Below are 25,680 nucleotides of genomic sequence, written 5' to 3'. Positions count from 1 at the left end.
TGTCCGTTTTGCGGCCTGAGAACAGTCTTTTTTGCGTACTTGCATATTGGAGTAATAATTTATAAATTATTATGAGTTCTTCGGCTCATTATGCCAAATAACAGCCACAGTTCCTTCGCCAGCATGTACAGCAATGGCAGAGCTGATTTCACCGATTACAACCTCAAGCTGAGGGAAAAGCGTTTGGAGCTGCTGCTTCAATGATTCTGCTTTATCGATCACATTTCCGTGCATAATTTGAATGCTTTGGACATGATTCCGTTCATAAGCCTGTTGAAATAACTCAACTAAGCGTGCATATGCCTTTTTCTCAGAACGTACTTTATCAAATAGTTCGAACGCGCCGTCATGGATACGGAGCACTGGCTTAATACGAAGAAGAGAACCGACTAAGTATTGCGTACCTGACATTCTTCCACCTTTGTAGAATTGGTCCAGATTGCCCAATACAATATAATTCTCTGCTTTATTTGCTTCCTGCCGCAATTGAGCTGCGATCTCTTGATAGCTGAAGCCTTGTTCAGCAAGCTCCAGCCCTTTGTAGAGAAGCGTGGTAAGAACATAGGACATCGCCTTCGAATCGACAACTTCGACATCAAACGACGCAAGGTCTGCAGCAGAGTGACAACATGCCAACGTTCCGCTTATTTTTTCTGATACATGAATAGCAATTGCGCAATCATAACCAGCATCTTTCAACTGTTCAAATAACGCCGCATATCTACCGATTGGCGGCTGAGACGTCTTCGGCATTTCCTTTTCCTCGCGAATACGACGGTAGAGCTCCTCTGTCGTGAGATCGATGCCATCGTCAAAAACGTCGTTGCCAAATACAATGCCCATTGGAATGACAAACACATCTTCGTTATGTTTCAAGTTATCCGGCAAATAAGCGGTACTATCCGTTATCCAAGCAATTTTCTTCGTCATTGCGCACCCATTTCTATTCGTATGATGTCATTACTTTTTCATTGCAGGCCTGAAGCCTTCTTCTTCGAGATATTCCTTCGCTTCCTCATACGTTTCAAAAACAGTATCTAAGTTTAAACCTGCATAAATGTACCACATTTGATCTTCATCTTCGAATTGCAGAGTAAGCGTTTGATTACTTGCATTTGTCCAATGTTCTTCCTCTGTAGACTCATCGGAGTCATGAGAGTCAACGGACTCAAGGGATTGAGGTATTGCAGACAAGGAGTGAATGGATTGCTCAATAATTGTGCGCAGCTCATCAGCTGTGAAATCACGAATATTAACAAGTCCCTTATCATCCTTCTCATAACCTTGCAACAAACCCGCGTATACAAATCCATTACCGTTCGGGTGCAAATGATATACGACTGTTTTTTTGTCGTATACACTCTGTTCATAATGGTAATTGGCGCGACCTAGTGATACTTGTCTGCGTTCCAATTCGGTGAATGAGTCCGCAATTGCGGATTTTTCTTCATAACTAAGCATGTGAAATCCTCCAAAACCTACAATAATTAAATGTATTATATCATACCAAGGATACGGTATCTTAATCGCTTTCATGACAATGTTATAACGCTCTAATTAGATCAGCGCTTTAACATAATACTTCACCTGTTTAAGAAGTCAATAAAATATCAATAGTCATGAAACTACGGTTACTGTTAGTAATATGAATGTATTGTAAGCGCTTTACAAAATACATTCATCTCATCCATATATTCCTGAACAATGGTAAAATAAATACGCTTAACCTTTTTTTCCTTAATTTTTTTCATAAGGAACTATAAAGAAAATGTTGAAGATAGCCGATAAAAGACAAAAATTGTCGATCAATCTGTTGGTATGTGGTACTATGAATTGGAATATATAGTATCATTATGTACAAGTATCCATGCGATACGTAGATGTTGAGGGCGTGCTGCTTTTACATCTACAACAGGTATACGATAAAAAGGTGGTGAACATTCCGTTACTTATCTTTACCCTACTAAATAGCAAATGGAGGCGAATTTATGAATTCATGGCTTCCTTCGTGGAGCAGCAAGTATATGCATGTAAAATGGTTTACTGAGGATCAAGATTGGATCCCTTCACCTATTGCCAATGTAATTACCCCTACATTTTTGTTCTGGCTTATCTTTACCACCATAGTCTTACTTATATTAGCTTTCTTCAATGAATCAATTCGAAATGTCGGCGTTGTAAGCCGCATTCATCGTCATCTACATGGGTTAAAACGCTTTAATTCGATTATTCTGCGTGCTGGACTCGGAATTGGGCTGCTGCTACAACTTAGTACTGGATCGTATTTGGCACCCGACCTTGTTTCGAATCAATGGTGGGTTTACGTCGTCCTTACCGTCGCCCTATTAGGATTGTTGCATCGCAAAACACTCTTCATCAGTGCATCCGCCCTCACACTCCTTTACATCCATGCCGTTATGATATACGGCCTGTTTCATGCACTCGATTATATGTTTTATATTGGAATCATCTATTATTTATTCGTTATTCAGACAAAATGGAGCCACACAGCAACATCTGCCCTTTTTATAAGCACAGGACTATCCTTGGCATGGCTTGCGATTGAGAAAATTACTATAGCTAAACTCGCGTGCTCTCTTTTTCATGATTACGGACTTCCTTCCCTAGGGTTTACGATTGAGGACTTCGTTCTTATTAGCGCTTTCATTGAGATTGGAATCGCTTGGGCCTTTATTGTAGGAATGATGAATCGATTTGCCGCACTCGTACTGACAAGCGTATTCCTTATGACTACAACAGTATTTGGCCTAAAAGAAATCGTAGGACATATGGTTGTACATACGCTTCTCGTCATGTTTATCATTGAAGGCGCAGACGAGACAAAGACGATGCTCAAGTTCAAGTTTCTTCGTTCGCCAAAGGTACGCAGTACATTTATAGCCATCAACTTCAGTGCCCTACTCTTCACACTAATGATTATTTATGTATGGATGGGCAGACCAGGAAGTGTGTTTGTGTAAAACGTTCACAAAAATACCGCCATTGCACTTGGATTGCGCAATGGCGGTATTTTTATTTCGTATAGCTATTTCATTACGTTTCCAATATCGGCTCAGCAACAGAAGATACTTCCGCAGTTGAACGAAGCACTTTCAATTTATGAATTCGCTTCTCGTCCACTTCAAGCACTTCAAATACGAAGCCGTCAAACGTAACAATAGGTTTCTCCGACTGCTCAGGAATTCTTCCTAGCTGACCAATAACGAAGCCACTTAATGTGTCGTAATCATCCGTAGGGAAATCTGCATCAATGATTGGATTAAGCACTCGCAGTTGAATCGTCCCGTCTACAACCCAGACGCCCTCTTCAACCTGCTCAATCTCTTTTTCTTCTTCCTCATCATCGTGTTCGTCAAAAATGTTACCCACGATCTCTTCCAGCAAGTCTTCGACTGTTACAATTCCTGCTGTACCGCCGTACTCATCAATTGCCACAGCGATATGAACTTTATTGTTCTGCAGTTCTTTGAACAAATCATCGATACGCTTAGAAGCCGGGATGAAATAAGGAACGCGAATGAGATCTTTCAGGTTAAAGGAATCATCTGCGTCTGTTTCAAGATATTTAATAATATCTTTCACGTGCAGGATACCGACAATATTGTCGATGTCACCTTCATATATAGGATATCTCGTATATTTTTCAATATTAATTAGCTTCGCAACTTCTTTAAGTGAGGAATCCATCGAAATGCCGATCACGCTGCTTCGATGTGTCATAATGTCCGTCACTGTCTTATTGTCCAACTCGAAAATGTTGTTAATCATCATTTTCTCATCTTCTTGAATCGTACCATTTTCGTTACCAACGTCGACCATCATTCGAATTTCTTCTTCTGTTACCTGCTCTTTGTTCTCATCCGGGTTAACACCGAGGATACGTACAATCAAGTTCATTGATCCTGTAAGTAATCGAACAAATGGCGCAGTAACCTTAGATAGAACCGTCAATGGCACAGCTGCGAACATCGCAATCGGCTCATACTTTTTCATCGCCAATCGCTTCGGTACTAGTTCACCAAATACCAACGTGAAATAAGACAAAATAATCGTAATCAAAATGACTGATACCGTCTCCAAAATCGTTCTCGGAATAGGTACCCCTGCTTCATAAAGATATTGTGCCAACCTGCCAGCAAAGCTCTCAGCGGCGAATGCACTCGCCATGAACCCCGCTAACGTTATACCGATCTGGATTGTGGCCAAGAAACGGCTCGGTTCGCTCAGAAGACTGTGCAATAGTTTTGCTTTTTTATGCCCTGCCTCCGCCATAGACTTAACTTTGTTGTCATTCAATGAAATAAGAGCAATTTCTGAGGCTGCAAAAAAAGCATTTAGCACTATGAGTATCAAAAGTATCAAAATTTCCGTAAACACACTATTCATCCTCCATCATCATTTTCAAGTATTCCTATAACCATCGATATCCATGAGTTTGGAATACATGATTTAATTCCGGCGATAATAGCTTGTTTTTAAACGCATCTTGATCTTATTGATTACACATAATGCCTGAATCCTATTACCCGCTTCCCCTGGCTCATCGTCCATAACTGACGCCACCTCCTCAATGAAATCTAGTATTTGTGTAAAAGTATACACTATCTTTAGTATAGTGACCTATGGTTCAGTAGGCAAGTTATTGATCAGAAATGATGTAAATTCATCCAATCTTGTATGTTAATACGTAAAGGTTACAGCGACTTTATGAAGCTGAAAAGCAGCTTCAGCAGATACATAACGAGCGTATCCTGATTCGGATTATCGCTTACGGAGAATCCAAAGTCCCCACTTTGAAAGCTATTCGAAGGCCGCTCTGATTCTAAACCATACTCCTCCAAAAGCTGCCGCTTACGCTCTGGATCGATCTCTTTACTTGCTATGTCTATGCTGCCTTTATTATCTTGTTTCGTATTACTTATAGTGTGAACAAGATGTTTCTCTGAGGCATATGCACGATGTACACCAGAATGGTTTGAGAGAGCTGCAAGTAGAACAACGAGTATGGTTACCGTTTTAAAACGACTTAATAAGCGTTCTGTTCGTGTACGAAGCACGTCATGCCGCATCTTTCGCATCAAACATTCCTCCCATTTACTGTTATATTTATATCCATTTTACTACAGGTCTGATTGATAACAACATGCATTATCCCCCTTAATAAATGCAAGAAAGCTACCCACTAATCGTGGATAGCTGTGCTGCACTTATTTCTTGCTCAAGTTATCCCATGCCTTCTGGAAGTTCTCTAACAACTTCGCTTGATCATCCTTACCCGCTACATACGCCTGAATCATGCTGCCGAACTCTTGCGTTGCACCGTCCGGGTATTTAAACCAGTTCCAGCTCAATGCTTTGTCCTCTTGGCTGTACTTCATCACATCAGCTGCGATATCGCCAAGGTCCTCAGCTGTCGCTGTAATCGTAGAGAATGCTGGAATGAACTTAAATTCTTTCGTAATATACTTCTTGCCTGTTTCGGAAGATACAAGCCAGTTCAAGAAGATTTTTGCTTCTTCTTTCACTTTGGAATTCTTATTAATAACCCAGTTGTTCGGTACACCTACAAGCAACTTGTCATTTTTCGCTGCATCTTCATCGATTGGCATTGGCAAAACGCCCAAGTTCAAGTCTTTGTTAATGCCGTCGATTTGTACTTGCGTCCAGTTCCCCTGCTGCATCATCGCTGTTTCGCCCTTCGCAAACAACGTAACTTGCGTATTGTAGTCTGTCGTCAATGGGTTTTTATTGCCGTATTGAATCGTCAAATCAAGCATTTTCGTCCAATCTTGGAACACTTTATTGCCCGTCATTTTCGCAGAACCATCCTTCAATCCTTGAATAAATGCATTCGGATCTTGTTGATGCGCGAAAGCAACGTTTAAGTTGTGAATACCTAGAATCCACCACTCCTGATAACCGTTGGCGAATGGAGTAATGCCTGCTGCTTGCAGCTTCTTCGCTGCATCTTCTAGCTGGGACAATGTCTTAGGCAGCTCAGTAATACCTGCTTTGGCAAACAAGTCTTTGTTATAAATAAAGCCGTACCCTTCCAAGTTCATCGGTTGCCCGTAAAGCTTGCCATCCTTCGTCATGGGCTCTTTCGCAAGTGGAATGACGTCTTTCGCCCAAGGCTCTGCGGACAAGTCCTCCAAATGCTCCATCCACGTCTCCATCTCTTGGAATCCGCCGTTGTTGAAAATATCAGGCGCATCATTAGCAGCGAACTTCGCTTTTAAAGCAGCAGAGTAATCGGCACCGCCGCCCACGGCTTGAATGTTCAGCTTAATGTTTGGATGCTCTTTCTCAAATTCTGCCTTCATACGCTGCATCGCATCCGCGATTTCCACTTTAAATTGGAATATGTTAACCGTCTTCGTGCTATTTCCGTTATTTGCTGTGCTCTCTTTAGAATCTTTCGATCCACATCCTGCTAACATGACCGAAACTGCTACAAGCATTAACAACGATAATTTTGCGAACTTCTTCATCCGTAAGCCCTCCCGTTCAACTGCTTATGGCAGCCGACTTCTTTGCACTACCATTTAGTAAACCAATAAAATGGCAACTCCGATAAATACAAATCTTATTTACAAACTTAGTATAACTGCTCTATTGAAAGCGATTACACCAACAGAATTGACCATTAAGGTGTAAATCATTGATCGGATTGTTTAATCAAAAGATTAATATGCTAAAAAATTAACAGCGTGTACGATCCAACCGTTTACCGACTTTGCACTCGTATCATCCTTTTACCGAACCAGCCGTAATCCCTTCAATGATGTACTTCTGCATCGCTAGGAAGAAGATAACAATCGGCAGGATACCCAGTGTCAATGCTGGCAACGCCAAATCCCATTGCTTCGTGTATTGCCCAAATAGTGCAAATGTCGCTATCGGAATTGTATGCAGCGCATCACTTTGCAGCATTAAGGATGGAAGCAAATAATCATTCCAGATCCAGAGGCTGTTCAAAATAATGACGGTGACGAGCATCGGCTTTAATAATGGAAATACGATTTTCCAGTAGACCGAATATGGCGTACAGCCATCTACAACTGCCGCCTCCTCTACCTCTAGCGGCACGGACTTAATAAATCCATGGAACAAGAAAATAGAAAGCGGAGCACCAAATCCAAGATAACAAATGATAAGCCCTGTGCGAGTGTTCGCCAAATCAAGCCAGCCCGTTACTTTCACGAGCGGAATCATCACAGATTGAAATGGAATGACCATTGCAGCCACAAAAATCATGAACAGTACTTTATTGAAACGGCTGTTATGTCGCACCATGCGGTACGCAGCCATCGAGCTTATCAGAGCAATGAGCAATATACTTACTACCGTTATGAACAAGGAGTTCATAAAAGCTTCAGGGAAATCTGTAATTTCCCATGCGCGCTTATAGTTGCCCCATTCGAACGTTGTCGGCCAGCTAGCCGCATTCGTCAGCAAGTCACCGAACGACTTTACCGAATTGACGAGTAGGAAATAGAACGGAACGAGAAACAGCAGCCCCATTAAAATCATGATGATTTCGACGATAAACGTTTTGCCCGAATAGTTTCTGCGCAGTTTTTTCATTACGCTTCAACCTCCTTGCTCTTCGTGATGCGTACTTGAATAAGCGTGATAAGCGCTACAATAACGAAGAAGATAAAGGCCTTCGCTGCACCTAAGCCGTAGCGGTTATTTTGGAACGCTTCCAAATAAATGTTGAGCGCTACCGACTCTGTAGACTTGAAAGGTCCACCTTTCGTAAGCGACAAGTTCAAATCAAACATTTTAAACGACCAAGAAATGGCAAGGAACAAACATACCGTAACCGCTGGCATAACGAGCGGCATAATGACCGTTCTCAATACCTGCATACGAGATGCACCATCAATCTCTGCCGCCTCCATGACATCTCGCGGTACGTTGGTTAATGCTGCAATGTAAATAACCATTAAATATCCAGCTGTTTGCCACACAAAAACGATAACGATACCCCAGAAACCTGTCTTTTCATCTCCTAACCACGGCAGATTAAAGAAGGACCAACCGGTTAATTCACCGAGAGTAGCGAATCCTTTTACAAAGATGAACTGCCAAATGAATCCGAGCAGCAGGCCTCCAATGACATTGGGCATAAAAAATATCGTTCGCAGTGCGTTTCGCATTTTAAGCGGCTTCGTAAGCACATAGGCAATAATAAAACCCATCACATTCGTAAGTACAACACCGACTGCCGTAAATGTAACCGTGAACCAAAACGCTGCAAAATAATCGGAATCGCTGCTGAAGATCGCTTTGAAGTTATCCAGCCCGATCCAAGTTACCGTTCCAGCTACACCATTCCAATCGGTGAACGAGTAGTACATTCCCATTAAGAATGGAATTCCAACGATAATCATAAAGAAGAAGGTTGCTGGTCCGACGAAGAACAATTGTTGACCTAGCTGTGACCAAGCTTTGCGTGACATCCGCTACACCCCTTTATTGTGAACTAGGACGATACGATCCAAATTTACCGTTGATCGTTTTCCTGCTTATCCTTTCAAATATCCTGTGATATTCTCATTATGAATGGATGGAGAATGAGACAACACCGATGGATATGAACGGATTGGTGTAAAATATTGACCGGGGGTTCGAACATGAGGTGGAACCGTATTCGCACAAAGCTGATCACGCTGCTGCTCATCGCCACGATCGTACCGACGATGTCAACGATGGTCATTACCTACATAAATAACTATCAATCTTTGCAAGAGCGTACATTGGAAGAGAACAAGAAGCTCATCTATCAAGGAAAGCACAATTTGCAAAATATGCTGCATGATTTGAATCAATCTTCCCTGTTCGTCTATACGAACTTTGAATTTTTTAAAATGCTAGAACGAGGCTATGATGATACGTATATGGAAGCGCAAGCTTATGCCGTCATGCAAAATATAGAATCTTCGATGCGCCACGTCCATCAGGTGTATATGTACCGCAATGAGGTGAAGCGAGCCATTCTAGTCGCCCAAAGCCTGCCTCACCGCAAATACGAGTCAGAACCGTATGAGCCTGCGGCCAACTATGCGAAGCAAGGGATTCAAATTCAGCCAACTTATAGGAGTGAGACCTATGGCTTTGCACCTTCTACCCAGTGGAAGCCAAGCGTTCCCGTCTTTACGCTGCACCGTCCCATTTACAAGGTGCCGTCTACGAAGCAATTAGGCATGCTTTCTATTGATGTGAAGCTGGAGGCTATATCAGAAATAACTGACCAGCTATATGAGAAAGACAAGGAACAACTTTATATTGTTGATCAAAATGGCATGGTGCTGTACACAGATGACGAGACGTTGCTCGGTAAGCCACTGCAAAAGCCATGGCTAAGCGATAACTTGCTAACAGCTGAATCGAAAGGCAACTTTGAACATGATAACGCTTTATTTGTCCATGAAAGTATAGACTCACCCATCGCCCAATGGACATTAGTAAAAGAAATGCCGAAAAAATACTTGCTTCAAAATACGAATCGGACCCTGATGTTTAATATGGCCCTGCTATCGATATCCACGCTTATTATTATCGGAGCTACCCTATGGATATCGATTCGAATGACGAAGCCGATTGCGCAGCTTATGCGCTATATGAATCAAATTCAAGCAGGCAAAATGAACGTCAATATCCAAGTGGACAGCCATGATGAAATCGGCATGATGTCCAAACGGTTCCGCGATATGATGAAGACGATTAACGACTTGATCGTTCAAGAATATAAGCTGGAGCTTGCGAATAAAACGAATCAGCTCAAAGCTTTGCAAGCGCAAATCAATCCGCATTTTATGAACAACGCCTTGCAATCAATCGGTACATTAGCACTGAAGCATGATGCGCCGCACATCTACTCTCTTCTGTCAGCGGTAGCGAAGATGATGCGTTACAGCATGTATAATGACGAAAGTACGGCCTCTTTACGTGAAGAAGTCGAGCATGTAAAAGCCTACTTACAGCTGCAAGGACAACGATTTGAGCATGCATTTGAAGTAGACATGGCTATTGATCCGTCCACGCTCTCAGTCATCGTACCGAAGATGACGTTGCAGCCAATCGTCGAAAACTATTTCAAACATGGTCTCGATCGTACGGTCCAAGGTGGACTGCTGCGAATAACAAGCAGATGGCATACTTCTGATACATTAGAAATTAGCGTGCAAGATAATGGCTTCGGCATTGCACCAGAAAAGCTCATGCTTCTTAATGAGAAGCTGCAAGCAGCAGGCGCACCTGTACCAACGAAACGAAGCACCATTATGTACGAGCCGAATCATCTACTCTCTAGCCAAGAAGAAGAGAAGTCTTTATATATGGATGGCGATGCTTCATCCGAAGAAAGCGTAAGCGGTATCGGTCTTGTTAACGTAATGACAAGGCTCCAGCTCTTTAATCGCTACCCTGCATCCATGCAGTTGGAGGCTGTCATTCCGCACGGAACAAGCGTAAAGATCTTATTGAAAGTGGGACGAGAAACGGCATGAAGGTACTGATCGTTGATGACGAAACACATGTAAGAGCTGCGATTCGCCTGCTCGTCGATTGGCAGAAGCACGGTATTGAACAAGTTGATGAAGCCGCTGATGGGGAACAGGCCATTGCCTATATAGAGCAGCACAAACCGCAAATTGTTATGACCGATATGATGATGCCAAATGTGAACGGCATGAAGCTGATGGAGTGGATTAACGAGCATAGTCCTACTACCAAACTAATAGCGATTAGTGGACATGGCGACTTCAACTTGGTGCGCCACACGCTCCAGCACGGGGGAATCGATTATTTATTGAAACCGATCGAACCAGATGGCGTTAATGAAGCAATCGGAAGAGCTGTAGAGGCATGGAATAAGGAAGAAGCAGAGCGCAGCAAGCGCAATCAGCAGCAAATTCAAATGAATGAATTCAAACCGGTCGTCAGCGAGAAACTATGGTCAAGCTTAATTGATGACCCTAGCGCTCATGCACAACTGTCTACGGTACGCCGTATTCAGCAGAGCTTTGAACTGCCCTTCGACATTGAGCATATCCGCTTAGCTCTTGTGTATGTAGACGCAGATGACGAAGCTTTCAAACATCGCTTCCGGCATCATCGCGACCTGCTGTATTTCTCACTCGTCAACATTATGTCTGAGTATGTAAATGACAGCTGCCAGCGCGGCGTTGTGTTTCGCCGCTGGAACTCCCCTGGTGAGATCGCAATCGTGCTATGGAAGCAAACAGAAGTACTGGACATATTGCTGCAAGATATAAACGAAGCGTTATACAGGACTTTGCATCGCAGACTGCATTTTGGATGCAGCGGCGTTCGGCATTTCCCAGCAGGGATGGCGCAATGTTATGACGAAGCGAAGCAAGCATTGCTTGAGCGCAATTTGCTGCTTGGGGACCGTTATCTTCATAGCGTCCCAGCAACAGCTTCCACCATTGCAACTGCTGGAAGTGGAACGATACCTGCAAGCAGCTCACACGTTGGTATTGCGACCAGCGCACTAGGAGCAGCAGACTCAGCAGTTGCGTCTATATCCGGGCATGTTGCAGAGAGCGTGAAGTCAATTCGCTTATCCGCCTACGAAGAGAGCTGGAAGCTAGCCGTGCTTAGCGGCAGTGCCGCTCAAATGACGGAGGCCGTGCAGCCTTTTATGGAAGCAGTGCGGGCTTCGGGATATTTAACCCCGAAGCTGCTTCATGCCAGTTATCGCGAATGGGAAACAATTCGCGCCAATATTGCTCATGAAGCAGTTGGTGAAGCCGCAGAACAGCTGCTGCGACAATATCCGTCGCAGACGGCGCAAGCGCATGCTTCACCGCATATCGCAGAGCCATTTTCGCTGGATGCATGGCAGCGCTTATGGCTGCAAGAGCTAACGCTGTTGGCCGATGCCTGCTATATGCAGCAGGGCCAAGAGCAGCACATCATCTTCGACATCGCTAAATATGTCGAGCAGCATTACCAGCAGGACATTTCGCTGCAAGAGATGGCGCAGCGTTTCTTTGTAAGCCGCGAATATATTTCGCGTAAGTTCAAGCAGCAATTCGGTATTAACTTGTCTGACTATCTCGCAGCGATACGCACGAAGAAAGCGAAGCTGCTGCTTATGAACCCGCATCTACGCATTTCACAAGTTGCGGCTATGGTAGGTATTCCAGATGAGAAATATTTTAGCAAAGTATTCAAGAAACAAGTTGGTGTCTCGCCTAATGAATATCGAAAAACTCAGCAGCTATAAGGCCTCACAGATGAAAATAAACGTGAGCTGTGCTAAAATACTATAATTGTGCATTCAGTACGAGCTCTTTTTAGAGTAAAGGATCTGAATGCTCACAATTCGTATCGGCAGTCATCACTAGGGAGGTTTACTCAAACACCATGCTTATTATTGGTATCGCCGGCGGCACCGGCTCAGGCAAGACAACTGTAGCAAGATCCGTCATTGATCGTCTTGGTTCAGACAAAGTGACATTTATATCGCAGGATAACTATTACAAGGACCACTCTAACCTCAGCATGTCAGAACGCAAGCAGATCAACTTCGATCACCCATTCGTTTTTGACAACGAGGTATTAATTGAGAACTTGAATGTGTTGAAGTCAGGCCAAGTTGCTTATGCACCTGTTTATGACTTTACGACACACTCCCGCAAAACGGACGAGACTGTCGCACTTAAGCCGAACAATATCGTCATCATTGAGGGCCTCCACGTATTGTCCGACGAGAACTTGCGTCAACTGCTCGATATTAAAGTATTCGTTGATACAGACCCGGATGTTCGCATTCTTCGCCGCGTATTGCGTGATATTGAGGAGCGCGGTCGTACGATCCAGTCCATTCATCAGCAATACTTGCGCTCGGTTAAACCGATGCACGAGGCATTTATCGAACCATCTAAAAAATATGCTGATATCATTATCCCAGAAGGCGGGGAAAATGAAGTCGGCATTCAATTGCTGTCTATTTTGACTGAGAAATATTTGACGAGCGACTGGTCATCAAGATAATTGAGACTTTAGCTTTTCTATATAAAGACAAGCATATCTTTTAAGCAATCGCGATAACACGCGGTTGCTTTTTTGTTGATTTCTTAGGTCGTTGATTTAATTAAAAATTTTTAGGGGATATTAGCCTTGGTATCATTAGAGGAAAAGGAAGTGAATATGGAGTGAAATCGAAGCAGAGGCACACGCGAGTATGGCGGTCATCTCGCGTGTAAAGTGCACTCTGTACGACGGAATCAACCTATATAAGGTGTGTTGATTCTCGAATTTGTAATGGACAATCTTCTCAGTAAATCCTTGATCTTATCTCATCACACATGAGCGAGCCGACTTATTCGTCGCCCTCTACGTTGTGATATACCTGCTGCACATCATCCAAATTCTCCAATGCATCGATCAACTTCTCGAATTGCGGCTGAGCATCAGCATCAATTTCAACAAAGTTTTGCGGCAGCATCGTCAATTCCGCTACGCTAAATTCTGTAACGCCAGCAGCTTTGCACGCCTCTTGCACCGCATGGAATTGATCGGGCTCCGCATAAATAATGACAGCATCATCTTCTTCAAGAATGTCACGAACATCAAGGTCAGCATTCATAAGCAGTTCCAATACTTCGTCCGCTGTTTTGCCTTCAAAGCCGATAACCGCTGTTTGGTCAAACATATAGCTTACAGATCCGCTAACACCAAGGTTGCCGCCATTTTTGTTAAATGCAGCACGCACCTCAGATGCGGTACGATTCACGTTATTCGTCAATGCGTCTACGATAATCATCGAACCATTCGGCCCAAATCCTTCATAGCGAAGCTCCTCATAGTTCTCATCAGAGCCGCCTTTCGCTTTCTCAACAGCACGGTCAATGATCGCTTTTGGTACGTTGTATGTTTTGGCACGCTCGATAACGAACTTCAACGCCTGATTGGATTCAGGATTTGGTTCCCCTTGCTTCGCGACCACGTAAATTTCTCGACCGAACCTAGCATAGATACGACTCGTATTCGTATCTTTAGATGCCTTCTTCTCTTTAATATTGTTCCATTTACGACCCATACTAATCTCGCTCTCTTTCCACATTTAAATGTGCACAGTCACCCCAATTATATCGCTTAACGTAGATCTCGGCAAATTGGAGCCTATCTTATTTTACCAGCAACAATCTCTTTAGCCCTTGGAAAATTACTGTATACATAAAGGTACCTATATGTGGTCATTTTTCATATGCGTTTTTCCCTTGCTAGGTTCAAGCCCTGCTCCCTTATTGGATACCTGAATATAGTGATAGCAAAAGCATGTCATTACGCCCGCTGTTCAAAATGATTATCGCGCAACTATGGCTGACAAAAGGTGGTTGTCATGAAAATTTTATTTCTAGAACGCGGAAAGCTATGGTCGTATGGCTTACCCGACGGTCTTAGAGATCTTGGACATGAAGTACGCACATCAGGCCCCATTACAAGGCAATCTCTATCTGCTCTGTTGACCACCTACAAACCAGAACTCCTCATTAATGTTGGCTGGGGTCTTGACCATACACCAAAAAACGAACGCATGATGCGAGAGTTAGCGACATCATTCAAAATACCTTTGATTTACTGGTCTACCGAGGACCCCAATTTCACAAAAGTGTTCACGCTGCCTTTATTAAGCAGATTGAAGCCCGACTTCGTATTTACCATTTCACCTCAAACCGTCGACGTGTTCCGTAAAAAGGGCTATGCAGCAGCCCATATGGATTTCGGCTTCCATCCTAACGTACATCGAAGACTACAGCTCCTTCGCAAATATAAAGCAGACTTTGCTGTAGTCGCCAACGCTTATCCAGATGTACTGCTCAAATACCCCAAATTATATCGTCGCACATCCCTAAACATCCTTATAAAACCGCTCCTTAAAAGTGGTGCCAAAATTGACTTCTATGGGCGCAACTGGGCACGGATGAAACCGTATCTTGGCAAAGCGATTCCGAAAAAATTCCTCAAAGGCCCAATTCCCTACAAAGATACAAATAAAGTGTACAGCTCAGCAAAAATTATATTAGGATTGCAAAATTATACGGACATGGTCACACAGCGCACCTATGAAGCAATCGGCTCGGGTGGATTTCTATTAACAAACAGCACCACAGCTACGAGACAACTGTTGAAGTCAGGCCGTGATGCCGCCTTATCCTCTTCCCCGGCGGAAACTTTGAAGCTTGCCCGCTACTATTTGGCAAATGCACATGCCCGTGAACAAGTAAAGCGAAATGGACGGCAGACAATATCCAAGCATAACTATACGAATCGAGCACGCTACATGCTTTCCATTTTAAAAAAACACGGAGTCATTTAACTTCTTCTCAACGTAGACAAGACAAGGAGGATGATAAGATGAAGGTATTATTTCTAGAAAATCATCCGATGTGGATTCATGGTCTGCCGAACGGCTTCCGTGACTTAGGACACAACGTAAAAATTTCGGGCGTGCTGACAAAAAACAAAATCCCTTATTTGCTTCGCACCTTTCGCCCTGACCTTATTGTTAGCCTAGGATGGACAGCCGAGCACAGTGCAATAAAGCGAAAATGGGTACATCAATATGTTAAAAAATCAGGAGTCCCGCATGTTTTCTGGGCGACGGAAGATCCGACCCATCACCATACCTTTTCAGCTCCCTATGTAAGCGCAGTTCGGCCGAACTTTGTATTTACGATTAGTGCTGAAAAAGTGCGCGACTATATCCATATGGGAATTCCTGCGGCGCACATGGACTTCGGCTTTCATCACAGCGTTCACCAGCGTGGAAAAATCGAGACAAAATATAAAAGCAGCATCGCAGTTGTCGCAAACGGTTATTCAAAAATATTGAAGCAGTACCCTGATCATTATCGAATCCATTCCTTGCAGCATTTAATCGTACCTCTTCTGCAAGATGGAACAAAAATTGATTTTTGGGGAAGACATTGGAGTCAAATGAAGCCCATTCTCGGCATTCAAGTGCCCACTGCCTGGATTCACGGCTATTTGCACTATACAGAAGCACGAAAAGTATACAGCTCTGCTGACATGATTATCGGCCCACAAAATCACCTAGCTCAAGTTACGCAGCGAACATACGAAATTCTTGGTTCCGGAGGATTTTTAATAACGAGCGATACGCCAGAAATTCGTCGCTTATTTATGCCCGGTAGAGATCTCGTTGTATCCAGCTCCCCTTTCGAGACACGACAGCTAATCCATTATTATTCAAATCGTCCTAACGAACGCGAGCAAATCCGCCAGCAAGGTATGCATGCTGTACAGCAGCATAGCTACAAAGAGCGTGCCCGTTATATGCTCAATCAATTGAAATTTCATAACATTATTTAACCTTTTACATGAAAAACTAGTGTAAAATAGGAATTTGCAGTGCATTTTCTTGTTTATCTTGTAGAACAACGGGGTAAGGGTATAAGCGGGCTATCTAGCTTTCACTGGATAGCCTTTTATTGTGTTCACTTCAGTAGAAAGTCCATGAGCGAGAACTCCGGTACATTTTCTTATGAACAGTAGACTCAGTTGCTAATTGTTTAGAAATCGTTCAGTAGAAGCAATTATAATCAAAAGAGATTTTCGATCTCTTCGTTAACTATACATTTTCCAGCAACAACAGCCGATAAAGTACGTTAACTACAAACATGAAAATGAAAGAAAGGAAGTGAAACTATTTCAAAGTATTATCAAATCAAGAAGTCTGTCTTGACGTTAACAGCTCTGATGCTCTTACTTAGCGGACTCCTCCTAATCATTTATCCAAAATGGAATACCTATATGGAAGAACGACGAGAACTACAGCTGCTGACGGAATGGGATGCGTATTTGAAAGAACAGCCCCAAGCAGGACAATCTGTTAATGCTTCGCAGACCACATCCACGACTACAACCAAAGTAGCTATGGAGCCAAAGCTACTAGATGGAATTCCTGTGCACGGCACGATTGCCATCGATAAGATCGACCTACGCGAACCGATCGTAGAAGGCGCTACCCCACAATCATTAAAAGTAGGCAGCGGAAGCGTTGTGCCTGGCAGGGCGCCTGGCGAGTTAGGAAATTACGTCTTGGCAAGCCATCGCAGCTTGAAGTTCGGACGGCATTATAATCGATTGGATGAACTTGCAATTGGAGATTCCATTCAAGTCGAGACCGCCGATCGAACGTTCACCTATACGGTTCGTTCCAAAAGCATTGTCACTCCAGAGGATTTGTCTGTGCTAGACCAAAATACACACGAACGCGAATTAACACTCATTACGTGTGATCCGATTGATACAGCCACCCACAGACTGATCGTAAAAGCATTTATGGAAGAAGAAACTAATTCGACAAAAATCGATTAAATTTGACAAACCCATATCCATCCGATCACAATAGAAATCCGTTATAGTTATTGATCAACTGGAAAAACCACTGATCAATTTCATATAAAATACTACACAAGAAAAGGAGAGAATCTATGCATAGGCACAACACTAGAACGTTTTTCTGTGGCCTACTGGTCATCTCAATTCTGGTGAATCTTGTGCTGCCTCCTTCACTAGTTGTTGCAAACTCAGGACAGGGTACTTCCCTATTCCCAACAAACAGTCATTCTAATCAATCGGTTTCGAATGCAACCTACGGCAACCATACTAGTGTCACAGGCAGTACCTATGGTGTTATTTCTACGAACATCATCACCTCAGTAACCATCACCGATGAGAACGGGAATAATATTACCCAAGTCAGACCTAACCTAGATGAAAAAGTACAGGTCGATCTAACTTGGAAGCTCCCTGCTGGTCATCCATACGGGAATGGTTCCACCTTTACGTTCCAACTTCCAGACAAGTTCAAAGTAGATCGTAAATTAGAAGGTCAATTGGACGGTAACGTCGGAACGTATGTCGTAACACCTGAAGGAAAAGTAACCTTCACCTTTAACGACCTCATTAAAGGCGGTCAGGAGATAGAAGGTGACTTCTTTGTATGGAGATATTTCAACAAAGACAAGTTTACAGGTGGGACGCATCAGAATATTGAATTTGTATTCGAAGCGGATTCCATCATTATCCCCGTTCATTTCAAAGGTAAAGACAATGGGGATATGAACAAGCAAGGAAAAGGCAACAAAGGTATGAACGCCAGCGAGATAAACTGGATCGTCGATATTAACACTGGCGAGCAAAAGATCGATCAAGCTGTATTTGCAGATAAGCTGCCTGCCGGCCTTACGATCGACCTCAGTTCCATTCGCTTGTACAAAGTGGATGTTAAGCTGGACGGTACGCTCACTCCTGAGACAAATCCGATTCCAGGCATTACGCCACAGCAAACGGCAGATGGTTTCGAACTACAATTAGGCGATATACATAATGCTTACCGCGTAACGTATACAACGAAAATTGACGGAACGGTAGATGCCTCTTATAAAAATCAGGCAACGGTTACGGGCACAAATCTGAGTAAGTCGCTAGTGGGAACATCAACTGTAGAGGTAAAGTACAGCAAGCCACTCGGCAAAACAAAGGTAAAATACGATCGCGATACGCAATCGGTTAATTGGTCCATCCAATATAACTACAATGAGCAGCGTATCGGCCAAGCGAAAGCCTATATCGAAGATCATTTTGACAAGACGAAGATGAAGCGAACAGGCGATGTAGTCGTTACGCAGATGATCATTGATGACAATGGCAAAGCGACACAAGTTGGCGCTCCGCTCGTCGCAGGGACGGACTACGTCGTCGATGACACAGTTAGTCACGGCTTCACTGTGAAATTCCTTAAAGACATTGAGCATGCCTATGAAATCAAGTACAAGACAGAGGCAATCCATCGTGTACACCAAGATGTAAACATTACGAACAAGGTTGTAATTCCCGACAATAATGACAACATTACGGCGGGAGAAACGCTCACTCAAGCCATCTTCCATAAATCTGCGGTAGGCACTAACTATGCGGACAAAACGATTGAGTGGCAGCTTCAGGTGAACTTTGATGAAAAAACGATGGATAAAGTGGTCATTACAGACCGCTTCCCTAATCAAGAGTTGACGTTCATTGAGAGTAGCCTAGTCGATAGCTTGACTGCATCAGGCTTTACGAAAAATAAAGATTATACTATCGCACCTAACGCGCAGTATTCAGAAGGATTTACCCTTACTTTCCTTAAACAGATTGATAAGAAACTTACAATCAAATATAAGACAAAGTTTGATCCGACTGCCAACAAGTTGCGATACTCGAACAAAGCTACCTTGAGTTGGGAAGAAAACGGCGCTTCACAGCCTTCCATTACGAAAACGGCTACCGTTACACCTGACAGCTATACACAGGATAACGGAAACAAGACAGGCGTTTATGATGCAACAACCAAAGAAATTACGTGGACGATTGATATTAACTACAATCTCCACACGGTTAACGATCCTGTTCTTCGCGACTTCTATAAAGGCAAGCAAACGTTCTTGCAGGATTCTTTCAAAGTGCAGCACCTAACACTGTCCGGTAATCAAAATACGGTTACACCGGGAGCACTCGTGCCTCCTTCCGAATATTCGTTTGATGGCACGGTGACAAATGCAGCTGGTGATAAAGGCTTTGAACTGCGATTCAATCAGCCGATTCATTCTGCTTACCGTATTACGTATAAGACAAGCCTTAAAGGGCTTGCTGTTGAAGGTTCATACAGTAACCAGGCTACCTTGCATGATGGGTCCAACCCAACAAAAAATTTATTTGAAAAAACAGCTATAGTTACACCGAAGCACCAAAAAGAATATGTGTTCAAAAACGGCCAGCAGGGCAAAGATGCTAAGTCTGAGTTCGCTTACTGGCAAGTGCATATTAACCGCAGCCAATCGTATATTACGGCAGGCTCCACGTTGACAGATACGTTGTCAACAAATCAGATTTTACTACCCGACAGCGTGAAACTTTATCATTATAAAGTAGATAGCAACGGAAACGTAACTAAAGGAAGTGCCGTTAATCTTGCTGATTACACACTAGATGTAAAAGACAATACGCTGTCACTTACGTTCAACAAAGATATGGAAACTGCTTATTTGCTCGAATATACCTCCTTTATTAATGCAGGTGATAAAGAGGAAATTAAAAATAACGTTTCCTTTAAGGGACAATCTACAGGAACCGTTAATGAGGACAAAAATGAAAATATAACGGTTGAATTTTCCGGAGCTGGCGGCGGCGGTACCATTGTTCAAAAAGGAAATATCAAAATCCTTAAAGAAGACAAAATTACGAAGCAACCACTAGCCGGTGCTAAGTTCGGTCTCTATGATAAGAGCGGCAGCATGCTGCTGCAAGAAGTCGTAACCGACGCAAATGGCGAAGCTACTTTTACCAACTTTAAATACAACGAGTATATCATTAAAGAGTTAGAAGCTCCGGCTGGCTATATATTAAATCCACAATATACGGGCACAGGAAAGAGCGTTCAAGTAAACCAAGCATTGGTACCAGTTACAGTGCCGAACACGAAAGATGAGTGGGGAGTTGAGTTGACGAAAGTTGATGCCGATGCACCTGCGAAGCTTCTAGATGGCGCCGTGTTCAAACTTCAAGCAGACGATGGCAGCGGCAGCTATCAAGATGTAGCTGGCCATACGAATTTGAAAACAGTTAAAGGTAAGATTGACGTAAAAGGCTTAAAGCCAGGCAACTATCAACTCATTGAAGTTGCGGCACCAACAGGCTATAAGCTTGATAACACACCAATCAAGTTTACCATTGACTCCAATCAACAAAAATCTAAGACATTAACAGCTAGAAATAAGCAGATCAGAGGCTCTGTTGAATTGACGAAAGTCGATGCGAGCGATACTAGCAAGACACTTGCTGGTGCTGTATTCCAGCTGCAAGATCGTACTGGTAAGGCGCTGCGCAGTGGATTGACGACTGCTCAATCTGGGAGACTCCCTATAGGCAATCTTCCTGTAGGAAGCTATCAGTTAGTAGAAACGAAAGCGCCAACTGGATATGTTCTGGATCCAACACCATTGAAATTCAATATTGTGGATGAACAGATGCTAACGTTCACTATCGAAAATAACAAGTCTCCAGGTTCCTTGAAATTAATCAAGATCGAGACTGGTAAACCAACGGTCACACTTGCAGGCGCTCAGTTCAGATTGCTAGATGAGCACCAACAACCAGTTACCGATAAGGCTGGTAAGCCGCTTCCGTTACTAACGACGGGCACGAATGGGCAGCTGACAATTCCTGCTCTACAACCAGGTAAGTACTTTGCTGAAGAAGTGGTAGCTCCAACAGGCTATCTCATCGAACAAAACTTGACTGAGTTCCATGTTGTGAGTGACAAGGAGACGGTGGTCACCATAGAAAATATGCGTGAACCACTCCCAGGTTCCCTGAAGCTCATCAAGTTCGAAACGGGCAAACCATCCGTTACACTTGCAGGCGCTCAGTTCAGATTGCTGGATGAGCATCAACAGCCAGTTACCGACAAGGCTGGCAAGCCGCTTCCACTTATGACAACGGGTACTAACGGAGAACTAACGGTTCCTGCCCTGAAGCAAGGTAAGTATTTTGTGGAAGAAGTAAAAGCACCAGATGGCTATCTTATTGAGCAGAAGTTAACAAAATTCGTTATCATTAGCGAGAAAGAAACAGTTCTCAACATTGAGAACAAGCCTGAGCCGCTTCCAGGTTCCTTGAAACTCATTAAGATTGAAACGGGCAAGCCAACGGTTACACTCGCGGACGCTCAGTTCAGAATTTTGGATGAGAATCAGCAGCCAGTTATTGATAAGGCTGGGCAGCCGCTTGCGTTGATGACAACCGATGCTGATGGAGTAATCAAGGTTCCTGCTCTGAAGCCTGGCAAGTATTTTGCTGAAGAAGTAATTGCGCCTAAAGGCTATCTCATCGAGAACAAATTAACCGAGTTCACGATCGTAAGTGAAAAAGAAACTGTTGTAACGGTAGAGAATAAGTTCGAACCGCTTGCAGGTTCGTTGAAGCTCATCAAGATAGAGTCAGGCAAACCGATGGTTACACTGGCAGATGCACAATTCAGATTACTGGATGCGAATCAACAGCCAGTAACAGACCAAGCTGGTCAGCCGCTCGCATTCATGTCTACAGACAAGAACGGGCAATTGCTCATTCCGACGCTTAAGCCTGGGAAATATTTTATTGAAGAGGTTAAAGCACCAGAAGGCTATCTCATTGAGCAGAAACTTACGGAATTCACAATTGTTTCTGAACAAGAAACAATTGTGACGGTGGAGAACAAACGCAAACCTGTTCCACCACAGCCGCCAATCATTATCCCACCAGTAGATGGTGGTGAAGAGACACCAGAACAACCAGATGGTGGCACAGACAACGATAAGGACAATCCTTCTGATGGTGGTTCGGATAACGGTACTGACAATCCTTCTGACGGTGGTTCAGATAACGGCACTGACAATCCTTCTGACGGTGGTTCAGATAACGGCACTGACAACCCTTCTGACGGTGGTTCAGATAACGGCACTGACAATCCTTCTGACGGTGGTTCAGACAACAGTACTGACAACCCTTCTGACGGTGGTTCAGACAACAGTACTGACAACCCTTCTGACGGTGGTTCGAGTAAAAACGAAACACCTGACAAGACGAAAGATAAATCTTCTAACCATGTACTACCTAAGACAGGAGAAGAAAGCTCCCTGCCTATGCAGCTAGCAGGCTTCGTATTGATGCTGCTCGGTGCTGCATTGCTAGTAACACGCAAGAAATGGCTGAAATCATAATATTCATTCCATAACACAACCGCCTGCTACTACACAGCAGGCGGTTGTTCTTTATTTTGTAACTAAAATAGCATAAGATTTCAAGTTTCCATATGTAGTGCGTGATTTCTCGAAGTAAAAAAGTATGAAGTCAGCTCACAGGCAGTGCTCAATTCATACTCATCCTACAATTGCTTACTGCGATCACGGTATGCCTTATTTTTCGCACGATTGCCGCAGGCCTTCATCGTGCACCATCTCCCCGTTCCCGGACGTGAATGGTCTACAAATACCCACTGGCAGTCCGGAGCCGAACATACTCGAATTCGATGCCACATCTGCTTTCTTTTTAGCTCAAAAATAAGCCCGACTAATCTCGCTACCCCATTCATTCCATCATGGTGAGCAGGATGCAGCTGTGCAGAATCCTTACAGAAACGAATCGTAAACGCAAATTGGTGCATCAGCTCATTCACAGCTTCCCATCCATCCCCTGCCTGGTCGAACTCATTGTTTACGATCATTTTTCTAGCTTTCATTCTCAATTCCAATGCCCGCTCCAGCACTTGCTCCGTCACTTCATCCTGTTCACCAATCAGTTGATGCTCAAGCAACCAAGCATATAAGTGCTGTGAATGCTGCAAATGTTCTACTCCAACATCCCCTTCAAAGCGCGTCCTTCTATCGTATGTATTAAAAAAATCCGCGAGAAGCTCAAGTTCCTTATACGCTGTATTCATCGTCAACACCTCTATTGACTAGCCCAACATTAACCAATAAAATAGTTTTAACGGTTAATTAACCAGTAAATTAATTTAAACGGTCATATAATAACATGTAAATGAATGAACGATTTCCAACATGCCGCCCACAACTAGAAGCATCTCCTCATCTTAATGGCAGCAATTACACAAGCAGATCTTACGAATCTATGTAACAAAAGTTTATCAGAGTACTCCCGATTATCACAGCGTTCAACCTAATTTTCAGTTTCATATGTCTATGTATTTTAATTTCAGAAATATCAGATTTTCTTATCATCATTTACAACCTCATATGGACAAGGAGTGTCATCTATGAACGGTACACCTTTTACGGTAAACATCGATCGCAAAGAAATTGACGACCTTTATCAACGCCTAGATCTAACTCGGTGGCCAGATGAAATCTCTAACTCTCAGTGGGAATACGGCACTCCATTAAATTGGGTAAAAGAAATGGTCAGCTGTTGGAGACATGAGTTCGACTGGCGTAAAGTGGAATCCAAAATCAACTCGCATCCTAATTTCAAAATGACAATTGATGGGCTTGAAATACACTATGTCCATGTTCGCGGAAACGGTCGTAATCCGATGCCGATCTTGCTTCCTCATGGTTGGCCAAGCACCTTTTACGAAATGCTAGATCTTATCCCTTACCTGACTAATCCTGAACGGTATGGCGGCAATCCCGAGAATTCCTTTGATGTGGTAATCCCTTCCATTCCAGGGCATGGATTCTCAGACATTCCTGTATCATCTGGGTTTGAGGATCGGCAGGCAGCAGATATCCTTGTAAAGTTAATGCACGGATTGGGCTACCATAAGTTTGCTGCCCATGGCTATGATCTTGGAGCGAGCATTCTAGGTTTACTTTGCTTGGACTATCCTGAATACGTAATCGGCTATCACACTACTTCCCCAGGCAATCCAAGCCCTTACATAGCAAAGGATACCGCTCTATCTGAGGCGGAGCAAAAATACCTTGATTGCTGTAAGCAGTGGTATAACGAAGAAGGCGGTTATGCGCATATACTTGGCACAAAGCCACAGACATTAGCCTACTCGCTCCATGACTCCCCTGTGGGGCTCGCTGCATTTATTTTAGAGAAATGGTACTTGTGGACAGGGCCACAAAACGCAAATCTAGAGCAACATATTAATAAAGAAAGCTTACTGGCAAATGTGTCTTTGTATTGGTTCACCCAAACGATGAATGCATCCAACCGCTTTTATTTTGAAGGCAAGCATACGAAATGGCCAGACGAGCATGACATTTCTCAAGTACCACTTGGTGTTGCTCTAACCGCAACACAAGCACATGAACGTCCTCCAAAAGAATACGTGGAGCGAATGTTTCCTAACATTTTGAGTTGGGAGGAGCTGCATACAGGAGGACATTTCGTAGCCGCTGAGCAGCCAAGAATGCTTGCGGAGAAAATACGAACGTTTTTTAGCAAATTAAGATAGATGGACGATACCATTCACAACTATGATAACCAACACACATCAATAAACATTTGCAGTAACCTAAGAACAGTCCAAACACAGCATTTAAATCAACACGCCAGTTTCTGCTGTGTTTGGTTTGTTCTGAATGCCGAACTTAACCGGTCTAGATACTAGCTCCAACCAACCTTCACGATGAAATCCGCACCAAATTATGCTGAAGCACGGTGTCTCCTGCCTGTGGGGCAAAGGTAACTTTCGTAACGCCTGTTACGTTGGAAATCAAATCACGCGCATCTGACTGTGTGATACGAACCTCGTACTTAAATTTTACCTTTGATACATCCGCGTACACATATATCGATTTATTAGGTCCAACTCTAATCCTGCAAGTTCTCAAACTATACGGAACTAACTTTAACGGAACAGGATTTCCGTCCGACCAATCAAACACTTGAACTGTAACGCTTCGACTATGACGATTATTTACGTTCACCACATCTACCAAAGCATAGTTCGTCCTTGGTGCCTTACGTAAAATGCCAGTTGAATATTTCACCATGCCTACCTCTCCTTTCCCACTTCTACAGTAGATGAACGGATTAAGGTAAAGTTATGGATAATTGCCTGTATTTCAGAAAATAAAAAGCCTTCAAATACGC

Annotated in this window: 19 protein-coding genes; 9 read left to right on the top strand and 10 right to left on the bottom strand. The window is 43.3% G+C overall.

Features of this window, described 5'->3' with window-relative positions:
- Window positions 1-69 precede the first annotated feature (69 nt).
- Entirely contained in the window at window positions 70-930 is an 861-nt protein-coding gene (locus H580_RS0108900) for a DegV family protein (RefSeq protein ID WP_028594463.1), read from the bottom strand.
- A 30-nt stretch (window positions 931-960) separates the two neighbouring features.
- Window positions 961-1,461 (bottom strand): hypothetical protein, encoded by a 501-nt coding sequence (locus H580_RS0108895; protein ID WP_028594462.1) that lies wholly within the window; start codon window positions 1,459-1,461, stop codon window positions 961-963.
- 527 nt (window positions 1,462-1,988) lie between these two features.
- Here H580_RS0108895 and H580_RS0108890 point away from each other — a divergent pair.
- Window positions 1,989-2,981, top strand: coding sequence for a hypothetical protein (locus tag H580_RS0108890; RefSeq protein ID WP_028594461.1), 993 nt, complete (start codon window positions 1,989-1,991; stop codon window positions 2,979-2,981).
- Between the two features lie 73 nt (window positions 2,982-3,054).
- Here the strand turns inward: H580_RS0108890 and H580_RS23800 are convergent, their stop codons facing one another.
- The 5 genes from H580_RS23800 to H580_RS0108860 all read right to left on the bottom strand — a co-directional run bounded on the left by H580_RS23800 (window position 3,055) and on the right by H580_RS0108860 (window position 8,489).
- Window positions 3,055-4,398 (bottom strand): hemolysin family protein, encoded by a 1,344-nt coding sequence (locus H580_RS23800; RefSeq protein WP_051217353.1) that lies wholly within the window; start codon window positions 4,396-4,398, stop codon window positions 3,055-3,057.
- Window positions 4,399-4,715: 317 nt separating this feature from the next.
- A complete protein-coding gene (locus tag H580_RS0108875; protein ID WP_028594460.1) occupies window positions 4,716-5,099 on the bottom strand; it encodes a hypothetical protein in 384 nt (127 codons plus the stop codon).
- A gap of 129 nt (window positions 5,100-5,228) precedes the next feature.
- Window positions 5,229-6,512: an ABC transporter substrate-binding protein gene (locus tag H580_RS0108870; protein ID WP_028594459.1), complete on the bottom strand. Its 1,284-nt coding sequence runs from the start codon at window positions 6,510-6,512 to the stop codon at window positions 5,229-5,231.
- Between the two features lie 256 nt (window positions 6,513-6,768).
- On the bottom strand, window positions 6,769-7,608 hold the full coding sequence (locus H580_RS0108865; RefSeq protein WP_036604933.1) for a carbohydrate ABC transporter permease: 840 nt from the start codon (window positions 7,606-7,608) through the stop codon (window positions 6,769-6,771).
- Window positions 7,608-8,489 (bottom strand): carbohydrate ABC transporter permease, encoded by an 882-nt coding sequence (locus H580_RS0108860; protein WP_028594457.1) that lies wholly within the window; start codon window positions 8,487-8,489, stop codon window positions 7,608-7,610. Before H580_RS0108860 ends, H580_RS0108865 begins: the two co-directional genes overlap by 1 nt.
- Window positions 8,490-8,663: 174 nt before the next feature.
- Here H580_RS0108860 and H580_RS0108855 point away from each other — a divergent pair, with 174 nt between their 5' ends.
- The 3 genes from H580_RS0108855 to udk all read left to right on the top strand — a co-directional run bounded on the left by H580_RS0108855 (window position 8,664) and on the right by udk (window position 13,053).
- Window positions 8,664-10,538: a cache domain-containing sensor histidine kinase gene (locus H580_RS0108855; protein ID WP_028594456.1), complete on the top strand. Its 1,875-nt coding sequence runs from the start codon at window positions 8,664-8,666 to the stop codon at window positions 10,536-10,538.
- Entirely contained in the window at window positions 10,535-12,283 is a 1,749-nt protein-coding gene (locus H580_RS0108850; RefSeq protein ID WP_028594455.1) for a response regulator, read from the top strand. Before H580_RS0108855 ends, H580_RS0108850 begins: the two co-directional genes overlap by 4 nt.
- Window positions 12,284-12,423: 140 nt before the next feature.
- The gene (udk, locus tag H580_RS0108845; RefSeq protein ID WP_028594454.1) at window positions 12,424-13,053 is read left to right on the top strand and encodes a uridine kinase; all 630 of its coding nucleotides are present in this window, start codon (window positions 12,424-12,426) and stop codon (window positions 13,051-13,053) included.
- A 328-nt stretch (window positions 13,054-13,381) separates the two neighbouring features.
- On the opposite strand, the gene H580_RS0108840 is transcribed toward udk, so the two are convergent.
- Window positions 13,382-14,101 (bottom strand): YebC/PmpR family DNA-binding transcriptional regulator, encoded by a 720-nt coding sequence (locus H580_RS0108840; protein WP_028594453.1) that lies wholly within the window; start codon window positions 14,099-14,101, stop codon window positions 13,382-13,384.
- Window positions 14,102-14,404: 303 nt separating this feature from the next.
- Here H580_RS0108840 and H580_RS0108835 point away from each other — a divergent pair, with 303 nt between their 5' ends.
- The 4 genes from H580_RS0108835 to H580_RS25430 all read left to right on the top strand — a co-directional run bounded on the left by H580_RS0108835 (window position 14,405) and on the right by H580_RS25430 (window position 22,832).
- Window positions 14,405-15,382 (top strand): CgeB family protein, encoded by a 978-nt coding sequence (locus H580_RS0108835; protein ID WP_028594452.1) that lies wholly within the window; start codon window positions 14,405-14,407, stop codon window positions 15,380-15,382.
- Window positions 15,383-15,420: 38 nt separating this feature from the next.
- On the top strand, window positions 15,421-16,398 hold the full coding sequence (locus H580_RS23795; protein ID WP_036604931.1) for a CgeB family protein: 978 nt from the start codon (window positions 15,421-15,423) through the stop codon (window positions 16,396-16,398).
- A 441-nt stretch (window positions 16,399-16,839) separates the two neighbouring features.
- Window positions 16,840-17,406, top strand: coding sequence for a class D sortase (locus tag H580_RS23790; protein ID WP_245583525.1), 567 nt, complete (start codon window positions 16,840-16,842; stop codon window positions 17,404-17,406).
- A 116-nt stretch (window positions 17,407-17,522) separates the two neighbouring features.
- Window positions 17,523-22,832 (top strand): SpaA isopeptide-forming pilin-related protein, encoded by a 5,310-nt coding sequence (locus tag H580_RS25430; protein ID WP_051217352.1) that lies wholly within the window; start codon window positions 17,523-17,525, stop codon window positions 22,830-22,832.
- A gap of 164 nt (window positions 22,833-22,996) precedes the next feature.
- On the opposite strand, the gene H580_RS0108815 is transcribed toward H580_RS25430, so the two are convergent.
- Window positions 22,997-23,551, bottom strand: a complete 555-nt coding sequence (locus tag H580_RS0108815) for a CGNR zinc finger domain-containing protein (RefSeq protein WP_028594451.1) — start codon at window positions 23,549-23,551, stop codon at window positions 22,997-22,999.
- Between the two features lie 336 nt (window positions 23,552-23,887).
- Between H580_RS0108815 and H580_RS0108810 the strand changes: the two genes are divergently transcribed.
- The gene (locus H580_RS0108810; protein WP_028594450.1) at window positions 23,888-25,039 is read left to right on the top strand and encodes an epoxide hydrolase family protein; all 1,152 of its coding nucleotides are present in this window, start codon (window positions 23,888-23,890) and stop codon (window positions 25,037-25,039) included.
- 169 nt (window positions 25,040-25,208) lie between these two features.
- Here H580_RS0108810 and H580_RS0108805 read toward each other — a convergent pair whose 3' ends face one another.
- The gene (locus H580_RS0108805; protein WP_036604929.1) at window positions 25,209-25,580 is read right to left on the bottom strand and encodes a hypothetical protein; all 372 of its coding nucleotides are present in this window, start codon (window positions 25,578-25,580) and stop codon (window positions 25,209-25,211) included.
- Window positions 25,581-25,680: the final 100 nt, after the last annotated feature.

The organism is Paenibacillus assamensis DSM 18201, assembly GCF_000422445.1.
GTDB lineage: Bacteria > Bacillota > Bacilli > Paenibacillales > Paenibacillaceae > Paenibacillus_B > Paenibacillus_B assamensis.
Note: the sequence above shows the minus strand (reverse complement) of the source record. Positions and strands in the feature narration are given on the sequence as shown.